Source organism: Streptomyces sp. Mut1 (assembly GCF_030719295.1).
GTDB classification, from domain to species: Bacteria; Actinomycetota; Actinomycetes; order Streptomycetales; family Streptomycetaceae; genus Streptomyces; species Streptomyces castrisilvae.
Genome location: NZ_CP120997.1, coordinates 6,894,388 through 6,910,533 on the forward strand (window position 1 = coordinate 6,894,388; position 16,146 = coordinate 6,910,533).

The 16,146-nt window shown below is 73.5% G+C and carries 11 protein-coding genes and 1 tRNA gene; 5 read left to right on the forward strand and 7 right to left on the reverse strand.

Annotation, left to right across the window (positions count from 1 at the left end; genetic code table 11):
* The first annotated feature begins 36 nt into the window (after window positions 1-36).
* Both P8A18_RS29805 and P8A18_RS29810 read left to right on the forward strand, forming a co-directional pair.
* Window positions 37-1,245 carry a Gfo/Idh/MocA family protein gene (locus P8A18_RS29805; protein ID WP_306059548.1) on the forward strand — a complete coding sequence of 403 codons (1,209 nt, stop codon included), beginning with the start codon at window positions 37-39 and terminating at the stop codon, window positions 1,243-1,245.
* A 12-nt stretch (window positions 1,246-1,257) separates the two neighbouring features.
* On the forward strand, window positions 1,258-2,262 hold the full coding sequence (locus P8A18_RS29810) for a sugar phosphate isomerase/epimerase family protein (RefSeq protein WP_306059550.1): 1,005 nt from the start codon (window positions 1,258-1,260) through the stop codon (window positions 2,260-2,262).
* A 19-nt stretch (window positions 2,263-2,281) separates the two neighbouring features.
* On the opposite strand, the gene P8A18_RS29815 is transcribed toward P8A18_RS29810, so the two are convergent.
* Window positions 2,282-3,586 carry a DUF2254 domain-containing protein gene (locus P8A18_RS29815; protein WP_306059552.1) on the reverse strand — a complete coding sequence of 435 codons (1,305 nt, stop codon included), beginning with the start codon at window positions 3,584-3,586 and terminating at the stop codon, window positions 2,282-2,284.
* 257 nt (window positions 3,587-3,843) lie between these two features.
* Between P8A18_RS29815 and P8A18_RS29820 the strand changes: the two genes are divergently transcribed.
* Window positions 3,844-3,928: transfer RNA gene (locus P8A18_RS29820), tRNA-Leu, on the forward strand.
* A gap of 110 nt (window positions 3,929-4,038) precedes the next feature.
* Window positions 4,039-4,869, forward strand: coding sequence for an RNA methyltransferase (locus P8A18_RS29825; RefSeq protein WP_306061223.1), 831 nt, complete (start codon window positions 4,039-4,041; stop codon window positions 4,867-4,869).
* A gap of 25 nt (window positions 4,870-4,894) precedes the next feature.
* On the opposite strand, the gene P8A18_RS29830 is transcribed toward P8A18_RS29825, so the two are convergent.
* From P8A18_RS29830 to P8A18_RS29850, 5 genes are all read right to left on the reverse strand, one after another.
* The gene (locus P8A18_RS29830) at window positions 4,895-5,521 is read right to left on the reverse strand and encodes a sortase domain-containing protein (RefSeq protein ID WP_306059555.1); all 627 of its coding nucleotides are present in this window, start codon (window positions 5,519-5,521) and stop codon (window positions 4,895-4,897) included.
* A gap of 88 nt (window positions 5,522-5,609) precedes the next feature.
* Window positions 5,610-5,966 (reverse strand): sortase-dependent protein, encoded by a 357-nt coding sequence (locus P8A18_RS29835; protein WP_306059557.1) that lies wholly within the window; start codon window positions 5,964-5,966, stop codon window positions 5,610-5,612.
* Window positions 5,967-6,070: 104 nt separating this feature from the next.
* Window positions 6,071-8,098, reverse strand: a complete 2,028-nt coding sequence (locus P8A18_RS29840) for a sensor histidine kinase (protein WP_371933732.1) — start codon at window positions 8,096-8,098, stop codon at window positions 6,071-6,073.
* A gap of 43 nt (window positions 8,099-8,141) precedes the next feature.
* Window positions 8,142-8,870, reverse strand: a complete 729-nt coding sequence (locus P8A18_RS29845) for a response regulator transcription factor (RefSeq protein ID WP_306059562.1) — start codon at window positions 8,868-8,870, stop codon at window positions 8,142-8,144.
* Window positions 8,871-8,911: 41 nt separating this feature from the next.
* On the reverse strand, window positions 8,912-10,651 hold the full coding sequence (locus P8A18_RS29850; RefSeq protein ID WP_306059564.1) for an AAA family ATPase: 1,740 nt from the start codon (window positions 10,649-10,651) through the stop codon (window positions 8,912-8,914).
* A 167-nt stretch (window positions 10,652-10,818) separates the two neighbouring features.
* On the opposite strand from P8A18_RS29850, the gene P8A18_RS29855 reads away from it, so the two are divergent.
* Window positions 10,819-14,853 carry an Eco57I restriction-modification methylase domain-containing protein gene (locus tag P8A18_RS29855; RefSeq protein WP_306059566.1) on the forward strand — a complete coding sequence of 1,345 codons (4,035 nt, stop codon included), beginning with the start codon at window positions 10,819-10,821 and terminating at the stop codon, window positions 14,851-14,853.
* Here the strand turns inward: P8A18_RS29855 and P8A18_RS29860 are convergent.
* A complete protein-coding gene (locus tag P8A18_RS29860) occupies window positions 14,769-16,025 on the reverse strand; it encodes a hypothetical protein (RefSeq protein ID WP_306059568.1) in 1,257 nt (418 codons plus the stop codon). The two genes, P8A18_RS29855 and P8A18_RS29860, sit on opposite strands and share 85 nt — an antisense overlap.
* Window positions 16,026-16,146 lie beyond the last annotated feature (121 nt).

A 16,146-nucleotide genomic window follows, 5' to 3' on the forward strand; every position in this document is an offset into this window, starting at 1 on the left:
GTATTCGCCGAACCACCGACGAGGAGGAAGCCCCGGATGGCCCGTAGGGATCAGACGCAGCAGGAGACGGCCGCGCCACCGCTCGGCATCGGCATGGTCGGGTACGCGTTCATGGGCGCCGCCCACTCCCAGGGGTGGCGCACCGCGGGACACGTCTTCGACCTGCCGATGCGGCCGGTCCTCGCCGCGATCTGCGGCCGGGACCGCACGGCCGTCGAAGCCGCCGCAGGCCGGCACGGCTGGGCCGCCGCGGAGACCGACTGGCGCGCCCTGATCGCCCGCGACGACGTGCAGCTCGTCGACATCTGCACCCCCGGCGACAGCCACGCGGAGATCGCCGTCGCCGCCCTGGAGGCCGGCAAGCACGTGCTGTGCGAGAAGCCGCTCGCCAACACGGTCGACGAGGCGCTGGCCATGACGGCGGCGGCCGGGCGCGCCGCCGCGCTGGGCCGCACGGCGATGGTCGGCTTCAACTACCGCAGGGTGCCCGCCCTCGCCCACGCCCGCCGCCTCATCGCCGACGGCCGTATCGGCACCCTGCGGCACATCCGCGCCGCCTACCTCCAGGACTGGCTGACCGACCCCGCGTCGCCGCTCACCTGGCGGCTGAAGAAGGAGCGCGCCGGCTCCGGCGCGCTCGGCGACCTCGGGGCCCACGTCGTGGACCTCGCGCAGTTCCTGGCGGGGGAGCCGCTGGTGGCGGTGTCGGCGGTGAGCGAGACCTTCGTACGCGAACGCCCCCTGCCCGCCGGGCCGTCCGGGGGCCTCGGCGGCGGGGGTGCGGCGGGGGGAACGGGCGCGGTGACGGTGGACGACGCCGCCGTGTTCACCGGACGGCTCGCCTCCGGAGCCCTCGCCTCCTTCGAGGTGACCCGGATGGCGGCCGGCCGCAAGAACGCCCTGCGGCTGGAGATCAACGGGGAGCGCGGCTCGCTCGCCTTCGACCTGGAACGGCTCAACGAACTGTCCTTCCACGACCACACCGAACCCGCCGCCACGGCAGGCTTCCGGCGGGTCCTCGTCACCGAGCCCGACCATCCCTACCTGGAGGCCTGGTGGCCGCCGGGCCACACCCTCGGCTACGAGCACACCTTCGTCCACCAGGCCCGCGACGTCATCCGCACCATCGCCGAAGGGGCGCCGCCCGTGCCGTCGTTCGCCGACGGCCTCCAGGTGCAACGGGTGCTGGCCGCGGTCGAGGAGAGCGCCGCGAAGAACTCCGTCCTCACCCCCGTACCCCTCTAGGAGGCCGTCCGCATGCCCCGTCCCTTCACCCTGTTCACCGGCCAGTGGGCAGACCTCCCCCTGGAGGAGGTCTGCCGGCACGCCCGCGACTTCGGCTACGACGGACTCGAACTCGCTTGCTGGGGCGACCACTTCGAGGTCGACAGGGCCCTCACCGAACCCGGCTACCTGGAGGGCCGCCACCAACTGCTGGACAAGTACGGGCTCAAGTGCTGGGCCATCTCCAACCACCTCGTCGGCCAGGCCGTCTGCGACCACCCCATCGACGAACGCCATCAGGGCATCCTGCCCGCCCGCATCTGGGGCGACGGCGAGGCGGAGGGGGTGCGCCGCCGCGCCGCGCGGGAGATGTCCGACACCGCGCGGGCGGCCGCCGCCTTCGGCGTGGACACCGTCATCGGCTTCACCGGCTCCTCGATCTGGCACCTGGTTGCGATGTTCCCGCCGGTCCCGCCGCACATGATCGAGCGGGGTTACGAGGACTTCGCCGCACGCTGGAACCCGGTCCTCGACGTCTTCGACGCGGAGGGCGTGCGCTTCGCCCACGAGGTGCACCCCAGCGAGATCGCGTACGACTACTGGACCACGAAACGCGCCCTGGAGGCGGTGGACCACCGGCCGGCCTTCGGGCTGAACTTCGACCCGAGCCACTTCGTCTGGCAGGACCTGGACCCGGTCGGCTTCCTGTACGACTTCCGGGACCGGATCTACCACGTGGACTGCAAGGAGGCCCGCAAGCGGCTCGACGGACGCAACGGCAGGCTCGGCTCCCACCTGCCGTGGGGCGATCCGCGACGCGGCTGGGACTTCGTCTCGGCCGGACACGGGGACGTGCCCTGGGAGGACGTGTTCCGGATGCTGCGGTCCATCGGCTACGAGGGCCCGGTCTCGGTGGAATGGGAGGACGCCGGCATGGACCGGCTGGCCGGGGCCCCGGAGGCGCTGGCGTCCCTGAAGCGGTTCGACTTCGACCCGCCGGGCGCGTCCTTCGACGCGGCGTTCGGCGGCAACGGCTGAACCGGCCAAAGGCGCCCGCTCAGCCGATGCCCTGCCGGTCGGGGAACAGGGCGAACTCCCGCTCGGAGGCGTCCGGCACCGCGCGCTCCACCGCCTGCACCAGCAGGGCGCGGTGCCGGACCAGCGGGCCCTGCCGGTCCGGTGCGGCCAGCAGCATCAGGTCGTCGATCCCCGCCAGCAGCCGCCGCGTCACCTGCGGGGTGTCCGTCGCACACCGGCGTACCTCCTCGAAGGCCAGGTCCACCAGGTCCTCCCACCCCGGCACGTCCTGCACGAGCCGCACCACCCCCTTGCGGTCCCGGTGGTGCACCGTGCCCAGCGGCAGCCGCACGGTGGCCGCGAGCACCTGCACGATCCGGTCCAGGCTCTGCACGGCGGTCGTCGGGTCGTTCACCGCCGCGGACAGCGCCCGCAGCGCGATGTCCGACAGCTGGCGCAGCCCGAACGCCAGATCCTGATGGAGCGTGCGCTCGACGCCCACGGACACCGTGTACCGCAGCGCGTACCGGGCGGGCGGCGCCCCGCCGTGCACCGCGAGCACCGGCGTGCCCGGCACCACGAAGTCCCCGAGCCGGGGGATCAGCCGCAGCACGACGCCCTGGCGCCGGGCGGCCCGCACCAGTCGCGCCACATGGACATCCCGCAGCACCCCGGCCCGCCCCGTGTGCGCGATCCGCGCGGTCTCGTCGGGAAGCGCCCCGTCGCCGGGCCGCCCGGCGGGCATCCGGCCCAGGACCCGGAAGGTGTCCCGGGTGATGCGGTCGAGGACGGGCCCGATCTGCATCAGACGCAGAGTGGAACTCACGTACACGATGAACAGGAGCAGGCTGAGCGCGACGAGGACCGCGGTCAGCACGCTCTGCACGAACGGCAGGGACGTGACCCGGCGCGGATCGGTCTCGCTCTCGTAGGAGCTGAGGACCAGCAGCGAGAACACGAACGTCGCGAGGAAGACCGACAGCGTGAGCTTGCTGATCCGGCTCCGCACGAAGATCCGCACCACCCGGGGCGTGAGCTGCCCGCTCGCCATCTGCACGGCGACCAGCGAGATGCTGAACACGACACCGATGAAGGTCATCATCGCCGAGCTGATCGTGACGACGATCTGCTTGGTGTCCTCGGCGACGGAGATCAGGTCCTGGAGCTCGTCGTACGCCCGCTCGTCACGCAGGTACGAGACGATCTCCTCGTCCAGCGCCGCCGCGGCGAACCAGAGCACGCACGCGCAGACCAGCGTCAGCGCCGGGGCGAACCAGAACGTGTCGCGCAGGTGCTCACGCAGCGGTGACAGCGCGCGGGGCGGACGGGAGCGGCGATCACTCATGCAGGCGAAAGTAACCCGCCCCGACCACCGGCCGGTGGACCCCGCCGCCGACCCTCCGGCGCCACGTTCCGTGCGTGGTTCGCGACGGAGCGTACGTGAGCGGCCGATGCCCGGCGCGAAAGGCGTCCCCGGCGCCCCCGCACCGCGCTGACCAGGGCGGGGACGGCCGGATGGTCACCCGATACGCAGGTGAGAGGCACCCCGAACCCCTGGTATTGTTTTCTTTGTCGCCACGGGAGACCGCGGCGGATCACCTGGTCCGGGTGGCGGAATGGCAGACGCGCTAGCTTGAGGTGCTAGTGCCCTTTATCGGGCGTGGGGGTTCAAGTCCCCCCTCGGACACTCATCCAGTTCCCACGGTTCTTCGCGAACCGTGGGAATTTCTGGTTTCCGGGGGCGGCCGACCGCCGCCGTCGGCGCCGCGATCACCTCTGAAAGGACCCCCGGTGGCTGTGCAGCGGATCTCGACCCGCAACGCCCGCTTTCAGCAGTTCCAGACGCTGCTCACCAACCGGACCAAACGCGGGCGCGCCCGCGAGTTCCTCGTCCAGGGCGTCCGGCCGGTCACCATGGCCGTGGAGCACGGGTGGACGGTCCGCTCCCTGCTGTACGACGCGAGCCGTCCGCTGTCCCGCTGGGCCGAGGAGCTGATGCGCGGCGTGGCCACCGAACGCATCGCCATGGCCCCGGAACTGCTGTCCGAGCTCAGCGAGAAGACCGAGGGCGCCCCCGAGGTCCTGGCCGTGGTCGAGATGGCACCGGACGACCTGTCCCGGATCACGGTCGACGAGGACTTCCTCGGCCTGGTCTTCGACCGCCCGACGCAGCCGGGGAACATCGGGAGCATCGTGCGTTCCGCCGACGCCTTCGGCGCGCGCGGACTCGTCGTGACGGGCCACGCGGCGGACCCGTACGACCCGAAGGCGGTCCGTGCGACCACGGGCTCGTTCTTCGCGCTGCCCGTGGTCCGCACGCCCTCGCACCGCGAGGTCGCGCAGTGGCTGGACGGGGAACGCGAGCGGGGGCGGCCCGTGGTCGTCGTCGGCACCGACGAGCACGGGGAGTGCGAGGCCGCCGATTTCGATCTGACCCAGCCGGTGCTGCTGGTCATCGGCAACGAGACGGCGGGCCTCAGCGCGGCCTGGCGCGAGCGGTGCGACCACGTGATCAGCATCCCGATGACCGGTTCGGCCAGCTCCCTCAACGCCTCCAACGCCGCGTCGGTCGTCCTCTACGAGGCCCGCCGCCAGCGCCTCGCGAAGGAGCGCGGTCGGCACCTGTAGGTGCCGGACGCCGGGCCCCCGCCCGTCACTTCCGCGTCGCGTACACGATGAGGTTGTCCACGGGGTGCCCGTCGGCGTCGAACGCGCCGTCGCAGGTGACCAGCCGCAGGGCGCGGTCCGTGGTGTGCCCGTAGACCCGGGAGGTCGGGAAGGCGTTCTTGCTCGCCGTCTCACGGCCCGTGACCTCGAAGTGGATGTCGGTGCCCCGGCCGTCCCGGACCACGATGTCCGCGCCCTTCGCGATCTTCTTCAGATCGTGGAAGACGGCCCGCCCGTACCGGGTGTCGTTGTGGCCGATGAGCACCGCGGCGCCGGGCTCGCCGGGCGCGGCGCTCCCGGTGTACCAGCCGACCTTCATGCCCTTGTCGGCCGGCGGCACCTCGACCGTGCGGTCGGGGTTGAGACCGAGGCGCATCACCTCGCTGTCCACGCCGAGGGACGGTACGGAGACGTGGACGGGCGGCCGGGCGGTGGCGCCGGCGTCGGCCGGGGCCGGGGAGGCCGGCGCTTTCGCGGCCGCCGCCGGGGACTTGGCCGCGGGCTCCCGCGACACGATGGTGGACGAGCAGCCGGTCAGGGCGACGAGCGCGGTGACGGCGAGACAGGCGGACACCGGCAGGGCGGTGCGGCGAACGGGGCGGTTACGGGACATCGGAACGGGCTCCAGGGGTCGTACGAACGGCAGTGGCGCCGCCCGGGGAAGGGCGGCGCCACTGCCTGCTCATCGGCTGCGGGACGGGTCAGCCGTCGCGGCGGGCGGTGCGGCGGCGCAGGACGACCGTGCCGGCGCCCGCGACGAGCAGCGCGGCCGCGGCGGCGGAGCCCGTCATGGCGCCGGTGTGGCCGCCCGAGGTGCCGGCCGGCTGCTCACCGGCCGCGACACCGCCGCGCGGCGCCTCGGAGGGCACCGCCGAAGGGGCTTCGGTCGGCTCGCCCGAGGGCACGACGGACGGCTCGGCGGACGGCTCCGCCGGGGACTCGGTCCGCGCGGGCGAGGGGGTGGCGGAGTCGGCGAAGGCCGACGTGGCCGGTACGCACACCGCGCCGGCCACGACGGCGGCGAGGAGGGCGGTACGCAGGGACGTGCGCAGGGGCATGGGCGAAGCTCCATTCCGAAACGGCCTCAGGAGCGGCCGCGGTGCGGGTGCGCACCGCGGCGCGAGGCGTACGGACAGGCTCGCGCCCACTTGTGAGGAAGCTGTCAGATCGTTGTGGTCATCGCATCAGGGTCGCCGGACCCTTGCCCGGACGGAGAGTTGCCGTCCGCGGGAAGCCGGAGCGTGAACACCGACCCCTGCCCCGGGACGCTCGCCGCGGTGGCCGTCCCGCCGTGCGCCTCCACGAGCTTGCGCACGATCGCCAGACCCAGCCCGCTGCCGCCCGTGCGGCGGTTGCGGGACTTCTCGCCGCGCCAGAACCGGTCGAAGACATGCGCCAGGTCGTCGGCCGGAATGCCGCTGCCCGTGTCGGCCACGTCCACCAGCACCGCGTCCCCCTCGTCGGAGCCGTACGGCCGCAGCGTGACCTCCCCGCCCGCCGGAGTGTGCCGGACCGCGTTCGACACGAGGTTGCCGACGGCCTGGCGGAGCCGGACCGGGTCGGCCGTCAGAGCGGGCGGCGGGCGGCCGGGCGGCGGGGCCTGGACGCTCAGCACGACGCCCGCCGTGTCGGCACGGGCCTGGTGCGCGGCGGCGACCTGGCCGAGCAGCTCCTCGATCCGTACGGGCTCGGGATGCAGCCGCAGCGCGTCGGCGTCTGCCTGCGCCAGGTCCTGGAGGTCGTCGATGATGTGCTGGAGCTGCACCGCCTCGTCGTGCAGGAAGGCGATGAACGCCGGGTCGGGCTCGGCGACCCCGTCCTGCGCCGCCTCCAGCCACCCCCGGATGTTGCTGAGCGGGGTGCGCAGCTCGTGGGCGACATCGCTGACCATGGCCTTGCGCTGGGCTTCGAGCCGGGCACGGTGGGCGGACATGTCGTTGAAGGCGGCGGCGAGCCGCCCGATCTCGTTGTCGGCGGCGACCACGACGGGCGCGGTGTCCTCCCCGTCCCGCATGCGCTGGGCGGCACCGGTCAGGGCGCGCAGGGGGCGTACGAGCCGGGCCCCGACGAGCACGGAGGCGCCGACGGTGAGGGCCAGCACGAGGGCCGCGGCGCCCGCGATCCGGGCGGTGTTCGCCGGGGAGAGGTCGAAGCCGGGCACGGTGGCGCCGCCCGTGTCGCCGATGAACAGCAGCGCGGGCGAGGCGACGTACGAGCTGAGCTGTTCACGGCGGGCGGTGCCCACGCACGAGGCGATGGCCCGGTCGTCCTCGCTGTTGCCGGCCGCCTGCTCGTAACCGGGGCTCGGCGTGGCGCCCGGCGTCGCGGTCCGCTCCTCACGGACCCCGGGCTCGGGCGCGGAACTCGGTGCGACGCTCGGCTCGGCGGTCGGCGGCAGGGAGGGGTACCCCTCGGCGGGCATCGGCACCGCCTCCGCGGGCACCGGGTCGGCCGCCTGACCCCACGACAGGCCCAGCTTCAGCTGGACGCCCTCGCGGCCCTGGCGCTTCAGACAGGCGTCCGCCAGCTGGTTCAGTGCCTTCAGCGCCTTCTCCTCGGTGGCCGTCGGGGTGTCCAGCGCGTCGACGGCGCAGCGGGTGCCCTGGAGGCGCTCCGGGTCGTTGCCGCCGACCACCTGGATCAGAGGCCGCCCGCTCGCGCCGGCGACCACGTCCGAGGCGATCCCGAAGTCGCTGAGGCAGGCCACGCTCCGGTCGGCGGCCTTCCGCAGCCGGGTACGCTCCGACGCCGGCAGCCGGAAGGGCCCGACCGCCCGCGGGTCGACCCGGTCGGTGGTGGTCCCGGACCCGCCGGCGCTCTCCGCCGACAGCGCCGTGTCCACCGCCAGAGGGTCCACGACGGCCGACGCCTGCGCCGGAAGCGCGGTCGCGGGCTCGGGCGCCGCCGAGTCGGCGAGCGGGGCGCGCCCCTGCGTCGTCAGCGCGATCCGCCGGCCGGACTGCTCGGCCAGCTCCCGCACGGTCTCCTCCACACCGTCCCAGGTGGGGTGGGCCGCCGCGTAGCCGAGCAGGCGCTGGTAGATCCGGGCGTCGGCGGTGAGGTTCTGGCCCTGCTCCTGGCGGATCGCGCCGGACGTCGTCTGCACGGCGAGCCAGGCGGTCGCCGCCACCGAACAGGCGGCGACCAGCGCCGAGACCGCCAGCAGCCGGGCGAACAGGCTCTTGCGCAACGGGACCTGCGCCCGGGGGCCGGCAGACCCCGGGCGCCGCGCGCTACGAGGACGCCGCACGGGTCGCCGCCTTCGCCGGGTCCGTCAGCTTGTAGCCGACACCGAAGACGGTGAGCAGCCGCACCGGTCTGCGCGGGGCCGGTTCGATCTTCTTGCGCAGGTTCATCACGTGCACGTCCACCGTGCGGTCGCTGATGTAGCGGTCGAATCCGTGGAGTTCGGCGAGGAGCCGCTGCCGGGAGAACACCCGGTCCGGCTCGGCCGCGAGCGCGGCGAGAATCCGGAACTCGCCCGGGGTGCACTCCACGGCCCGCCCCTGGACCGACACCACGTGCCGGGCCGGGTCGACGACCAGCGCCCCCACCGTCAGCACGCCCGCGTCGCCGGGTTCGCCGCCCGCACCCCGCCGGTTGCGGCGCAGCAGCGTACGCACCCGGGCCATCAGCTCGCGCGGGCTGTACGGCTTGGTCACGTAGTCGTCGGCGCCCAGGTCGAGGCCGAGCAGCAGATCGTCCTCCGTGGTGCGGGCCGTGAGCATCAGGACCGGCAACTCCCGCTGCTCGGCGCGCAGGACCCGTACGACGTCGAGGCCGTCGGCCCGGGGCATCATCACGTCGAGGAGCAGCAGGTCGGGTTCCCCGTGCCGGACCGCGTCGAGAGCCGCGAGTCCGTCGGGCGCGACGGTCACGCGGTGGCCCTCCCGTTCGAGGTAGCGGCGGAGGAGTTCGGCCTGATTCTCGTCGTCTTCGGCGACGATCACGTTTGCGCACACGTGCTCGATCGTAGAGGGAGGAGCCTCCTGCCTGAGCCGCCCTACCCGGCGTCCTCGCCGCCGCTGTGGGCCTCCATGAGTTCGTCATGTGCGGCGACCACGTCCCGGGCGAGGACGGTGACCATCTCCTGGCGGGTCGGTGTGCCGCCGGCATGCGCGGAGTACAGCCGCAGATCGCGCTGCGCCGAGGCCTTCGAGCACAGCTCGCGCGCGAACCGGGCGTTGCCCACGGTGTCGGCCATCCCGCGCTCCACGATCGCCGTGCAGAGGGAAGCGAGGACGTCGAGGGCGCCGGCGTCGGGTTCGTCGCCCTGGGACGCCAGCACGGACCGGGCGATGAGGACCAGTTCGTCGGCGGAGTACGACGGGAAGTCGACGCGGGTGTTGAAGCGGGAGACCAGACCGGGGTTGGTCGCGAGCAGCCCGGCCATCTCCTCCCGGTACCCGGCGAGCACGACGACCAGCCGGTCACGGTCGTCCTCGGCCCGCTTCAGGAGCACCTGGAGGGCCTCCTTGCCGAAGGCGTCGCCGCCGGAGTAGCCGCTGTTGGACAGGGCGTACGCCTCGTCGATGAACAGCACCCCGTCCATCGCCGAGTCGATCACCGCGTTGGTCTTGAGGGCCGTGGACCCCAGGTGCTGCCCGACCAGGTCGACGCGCTGGGCCTCGACGACGTGCCCGGAACTCAGCAGCCCGAGCCCGGCGAAGACCTGGCCGATGACGCGGGCCACCGTCGTCTTCCCGGTGCCGGGCGGCCCGGCGAAGACGAAGTGGCGGGGGCGGGCCCCGCCGGGCAGCCCCTGCGCCTCGCGCAGCGCGGACATGCGCAACTGGGCGATGAGGGTCAGCACCTGGCGCTTCACCGGCTGGAGCCCGATCATCGCGTCGAGCGACTCCCGCGCCTCGGCGAGCAGCCGCTCCCGCTCCTCGTCGGACCGCCCCTGCGTGCCGCCGCTCCCGGCGGCCGCGTCCGGCGAGGGCTCGGCCCGCACCGTCGCGGCGACCGGGGCGGCGGGCTCCGGGGCGGCGACGACCGGCCGGGCGCGGGCCCGCGACTCCACGTCGAGGAGGTCCGGTGCGCACCGGAAGGCGTACTGGTACCGCTTCAGCGCCTCCTCCTCCCGGCCCAGCTCCTCCAGCGCCCGCCCCATGAAGTACGTGGCCTCGGCGTCGAACCGGCTGCCGGCCTCCAGCTTCCTCGGCAACGGCGACAGCACGTTCACGGCCTCGTGGTGGACGCCCTGGGCGAAGAGCGCCGCACCGACGTACAACTGCGCCTCGTCCTTCAGGAACGCGTCACCGATCCCGGTGGCGAACTTCAGGACGAGAGGCCAGTCCTCCTTGACGAACGCGTACCGGGTGCAGACGAACCGTGTCTCGTCGCAGTCCAGCTGAGCGGTGGAGAGCCGCGCCCACGCCTCGTCGAGTCTGCGCTCGTCCAGGAGCGACGACATGGCCGCCAGCCACAGGTCGCGGGCGTTCTCCAGACGGAAGGTGACGTAGTGGCCGATCTGGAACGTGGACCGGAAGGGCTGCTGGAACTTCGTCCGCAGCGCACCGAACTGCGCCGAGCCGCGGAGCATGCCGTCCAGCGCCGCTTTCCGGTCGTCCCCCGTCAGGTGGAGACCCAGCCAGGCGTCGGCGGCGGTGGGGTCGTGGTGCGTGGCGAGCGCGAACTGTGCGCAGGCTCCTCCTCTGTCGCCCTGCCGCATGAGGACCACCGCCTGGTTCCACGCCTGCTCGGCCTTCCTGACCGAACCCCGGCCCGCGCCACCCCGCACGTGACTCCCCCCTCGACGGGCGCGCGGCCCGTACCGGTGGCGGACGGCCACCGTGATCACCTGGAACGGTGGCCAGGATAGCCAAACGCCGCGCGGCCGGCCGGGGCGATGGGCGGGCCACCCGTCCGAGGCGCCGACCCGCGCGGCGACCACGTAGAGTCCGTCCGATGTCCGCCATCCCCTCGAACCAGGTCTTCGCCGCCGTCAGGACAGCCGGTGCGCTCCTGCCGGGCGACCTGCTGGTCCGGATCGCCGAGGGCGAGGACGTCACCGGCGGCCGGCCCGAGGACCACGGTCCGGCCACCGCACACGCGGTGCGGGAGGAGGCCGGACGGAGCTGGGAGCACCTGAAGCCCCTCTGGCGCGAACTGCGCGAACACCTGCCCCGGACCCCCGGGGCCGGGGCCGCCTCGCGTCCACCGGCCGGCCGCGCGGGCGGCGACTGGCCGGCCGCCCTCTGGCACGCACTCGGCTACGGCCCGCTCACCGCCGTCGGCCCGGCGGGCATCGCGGCCGACTCCGGCCCGGCGAAGACCTTTCCCGTCTCGCACCGCTGGCACCACGTCGTGATCCACCAGACGGCCTGGGACCACGGTCTCGACTCGCGCCGCGCCGGGCAGGCCCCGCCCCACTCCCTGCTCCAGGAATGCCTCAACCGCACAGAGGCCCACCTCTGGGGTGTCCTCACCAACGGCCGCCGGATGCGCCTGCTCCGGTCCTCCGGCCCCCGGGCCACCGTGGCCTACCTCGAATTCGACCTGGAGGCGATCTTCGACGGGGAGCTGTTCAGCGAGTTCGCCCTGCTGTACCGGCTGCTGCACGCCTCCCGCTTCGCGGTGGAGCCGGGAGCCGCGCCGTCCACCTGCCGGCTGGAGACCTGGCGCACCGAGGCCATCGCCTCCGGCACCCGGACCCTGGACCAGCTCTGCAAGGGCGTCCGGACCGCCCTCACCACCCTGGGCACCGGCTTCCTGCGCCACCCCGCCAACGCGGCCCTGCGCGCGAGCACCGACGCCGACGCCCTGCACAACGCCCTCCTGCGCCTCGTCTACCGCCTGCTCTTCGTGTTCGTCGCCGAGGACCGCGACGCCCTGCTGTCCCCGGAGGCGGGCGCCCCGGCCCGATCCCGCTACGAGGCGCACTTCTCCTCCGCCCGGCTGCGCGCCCACGCCCGCGAGCCCGGCGGCACCGGGGACGGCGGCCTGTACGAGTCGCTGCGTGTCGTCCTGGACGCCCTCGGCGACGAGAACGGCCGCCCCGAACTGGGCCTGCCCGGCCTCGGCGGCATCTTCGACGTTACGGAGACCGACGCCCCGCTGCGCGGACTGTCCCTCTCCGACGAGCACCTGCTGACGGCCGTGCGCCACCTCTCCCAGGTCCGGGACCCGGGCTCGGGCCGTCCGCGTACGGTCGGCTACCGGCACCTGGGCGCCGAGGAACTGGGCTCCGTCTACGAGTCCCTGCTCGAACTCGTCCCCCGGCTCGCCCCGGCCGGCCGCGCCTTCGAACTGGTCGAGCTGCCCGGCAACACCCGTAAGACGACCGGCTCCTACTACACCCCCTCCTCGCTCGTCGAGTGCCTCCTCGACTCCGCGCTCGACCCGGTCCTGGACGCCGCCGTCGACCGCGGCGAGCGGGCGGCGACGGGCGCCACCGGAGCGCCCGGAACCGTCGTCCGCGAGCTGCTCGCCCTCACCGTCTGCGACCCGGCCTGCGGATCCGGCCACTTCCTCGTCGCGGCGGCCCGGCGGATCGCCAAACGTGTCGCCGCGGTCCGGGAGGACACCCCGGAACCCACTCCGGGCACGCTCCGGCATGCCCTCAACGAAGTCGTCGCCCACTGCGTCTACGGCGTGGACCTCAACCCGATGGCCGTCGAGCTGGCCAAGGTGTCGTTGTGGCTGGAGGCCCTGGAGCCGGGCAGGCCGCTGGGGTTCCTGGACGCGCACGTCAAGCACGGCAACGCGCTGATCGGGGCGACCCCGGCCCTGCTGCGGGGCGGTATCCCGGACGCGGCGTTCAGACCGCTCGCCGGCGACGACAAGGAGTACGCCAGGGCCCTGGCGAGGCGGAACCGGGCCGAACGGCGGGGTGACAGCGGTCCGTTCGACGAGGACACCGCCGCGGGGGCCGCCAACACCGCGCTGGCCACCGGCCTGCGCTCCATCGCCGACGCCCCCTCGGACACCCTCGCCGAGGTGCGCGGGCAGGAAGCCGCCTACCGCGACCTCGCCGGGTCCGCGCGGTATGTGCGCGCGCGGCATGTGGCCGACGCCTGGTGCGCCGCGTTCATGGCGCGCAAGGCGGACGGCGTCCCGCCGGCGGTCACCGAGGGGGTCTTCCGCAGCCTCCAGGACCCGGCATCGGACGCGGTGCCCCGGGCCACCCACGAGGAGATCGTGCGCCTGCGGCGCCGGCACCGGTTCTTCCACTGGCACCTGGAGTTCCCCGAGGTCTTCACCGTCCCCGGGTCCGGCGAGGGCGTCGACGCGGCCACGGGGTGGGCCGGCGGATTCGCCTGCGTCCTGGGCAACCCGCCGTGGGAGCGCATCAAGCTCCAGGAACAGGAGTTCTTCGCCAGGCGTGACGCGGAGATCGCCGCCGCGAAGACCGCCGCCACCCGCAAGCGCCTGATCGCCGCGCTGAAGGAGGACGGGGACGGCACCGGGCTCCACGCCGAGTTCGAGGTGGCCAAACGCAGGGCGGAGGGCGAGAGCCACTTCCTGCGCGGCGCCGGACGCCATCCGCTGACCGGGCGCGGCGACATCAACACGTACGCCGTCTTCGCCGAGACGGGCCGCGCGCTGACCGGACCGCGCGGGCGCATGGGTGTCATCGTGCCGACGGGCATCGCGACCGACGCGACGACCCAGTTCTTCTTCCGGGACCTGGTGACCGAGGGGTCGATCGCCGCCCTGTACGACTTCGAGAACGCCGCGCCCGTCTTTCCCGACGTCCACCGCTCGTTCAAGTTCAGCATCCTGTCCCTGACCGGCCGGGCGCTGCGCGAACCCGCCGCCAGGTTCGCGTTCTTCCTGCACGACCCGGCCGAACTCCGCGACGAGAGCAAGGTGTTCACCCTCACGCCCGAGGAGATCACGCTCCTCAACCCCAACACGGGCACCTGCCCCGTCTTCCGCTCCCGCCGCGACGCCGAGATCACCCTCGGCATCTACGGCCGGGTCCCCGTCCTGATCAAGGAGGGCGATCCGGACGGCAACCCGTGGGGCGTGACGTTCAGGACGATGTTCCACATGTCCAACGACTCCCATCTCTTCCGCACCCGGGAGGAGTTGACGGCCACCGGCTGGCACCCCTGCGGCAACCGCTTCGTGCGGGCCGACCGGTCCATGCTCCCGCTGTACGAGGCGAAGATGGTCGACGCCTACAACCATCGCGCCGCCGACGTCGTCAAGAGCGCGACCGCCGTGAAGCGTCAGAACCAGCCGTCCTACCTGAGCGCCGCCGACCGGGCCTCGGCATCCCGTCTCGCCGTGCCGGGCAGCTGGGTGGACAGCGCCGGGACACCGCACGACGCGCCGCCCGGCTGGCTCGCCTTCCTCCGCATCAGCAGCCCCACCAACCAGCGGACCATGATCTCCGCCATCCTCCCGCCCGCGGCGATCGGCGACTCCGTCTTCCTGCTGTGCACCAGGACCTCGCGGGACAGTGCCGCCCTCGCGGCGCACTTCAACTCCTTCGTCTACGACTTCGTCACCCGCCAGAAGGTCGCCGGACTCAACCTCAACTTCTTCTACATCCGCCAGCTCCCCGTGCTGCCGCCCGAAACCGTCCGCCGTTTCACGGACTTCCTGACCCCGCGCGTCCTCGAACTCACCTACACGGCCCACGACATGAGGCCCTTCGCCACCGACCTGGGCGAGTCCGGCGCACCCTTTTGCTGGGACGAGGCCCGCCGGCGCCACATCCGCGCCGAACTCGACGCGCTCCTCTTCCACCTCTACGAGATCGCCCGCGACGACGTCGGCCACATCCTGGACACCTTCCCCGTCGTCCGGCGCAGGGACGAGGCCCGGTACGGCACGTACCGCACGAAGGACCTGATCCTGGCCGAGTACGACCGCATGGCCGCCGCCGGCCTGCCGGCGGGCGGTACCTACACCTCCACGCTCACCCCGCCGCCGGGGGAGGGGGCCCGCCATCCGGAGCCGGCTGCCGTGACCTCCGCGAGCACCCGGTAGTAGTCCCCCGGACGGCGCTCGAAGTCCGTCCACGCGGCGAGCGCGTCCAGTTCGTTGTCAGGTCCGCGCAGCAGGTCGACGGAGGTCTGTCCGAACCGGGGGACGAGGGCGTCCCGCTCCGCCTCCGCCAGGATGCGGCGGAGTCCGGCCACGGCGGCGCGGGCCCGGCCGCGGCGCTCCGGACCGGCCCGGAACATGGCGGATCGGGTCGAGGCGGCGTCGGCGTCCGCCAGCAGGGGTTCCAGGCGCTCGGCCAGCTCGCGGGCGGTGTCCGCGGCCTCCTTTCCCCGGGGCCCGGCCTCCACCAGGACGCGCAGGGCGGTGACCAGCGAGGTGGTCCGGGGGTCGGACCGGTCGTCGGCCGAGAGGCGCACCAGTACGTCCTGGCTCGCCCCGTCGGCCAGGTGCCGTGCCGCGGCGACCGCCTGCTCCGCCGTGCGCCGGCCGACGTCCGGCAGCTGTCCCAGCTTCCAGACGCCCGCGTCGAGCACGTCGCGCGCGGTGTGGATGCCGCCCTTCTCCCACTCCTTCGTCCGGAAGCGCTGCCCGGCGTCGTTGCGCAGCGACTTCACGGGGACGCGGCCCATCTCCTCGTGTACGCGCTCCCGCTGGAGGGGGGCCCATGCCGCACGGACCGCTTCGACGGCGCGGGTGTGGTCCTCCTCCACCGCGGCGGCGTCGTAGGCCAGTTGCCAGGCACGGCGGACGACGTCCGGCCGGACACCGCTCAGCCGGGCCGCCGCGCGGATGTTCCCGCCGACGAGGCCGGCGGTGGCCAGCAGCAGACCGATGATCACCAGCGTGTCGGACAGATCGATCCGGTCGTCGATGGTCTCGTCGTCCTGGCCCAGCGTGTACAGCCGGCCCCTGGCCGAGCCCTCGGCGACCACGAAGCCGCTCTCCCATCCGTACCCGGTCTCCGGGTCGTAGTTCGGCGCCTTGAGGCTGTCGGCCCGTCGGGCGTCGCACTGGTGCGCCGCCTCGTGCTCGCCGTGGTCGAAGGGGTCCGTCCACCGGACGGTGCACGCCCCGTCCGGCTCCTCCCGCAGCACGGTCAGATCGATCTGGCGGAGTTCCGGCATCTCCGGCACGGCCGCGTAGACGGCCGCCGAGCAGGCGATGAGCAGCACCCCGAGTGTCAGGACCCAGCGGAAGAACGGTACGTGTCTCACCTGCGGCCCCCTCGCGCCCTGTCGGCGGTGCGTACTGCCCGCACAGCCTCGCGGCCCCGGGCCCCGCCATCAAGAAGGCGAGTCGGCAGCGACGTGGCCGTGAGCCTGCCGGATCCGGGCA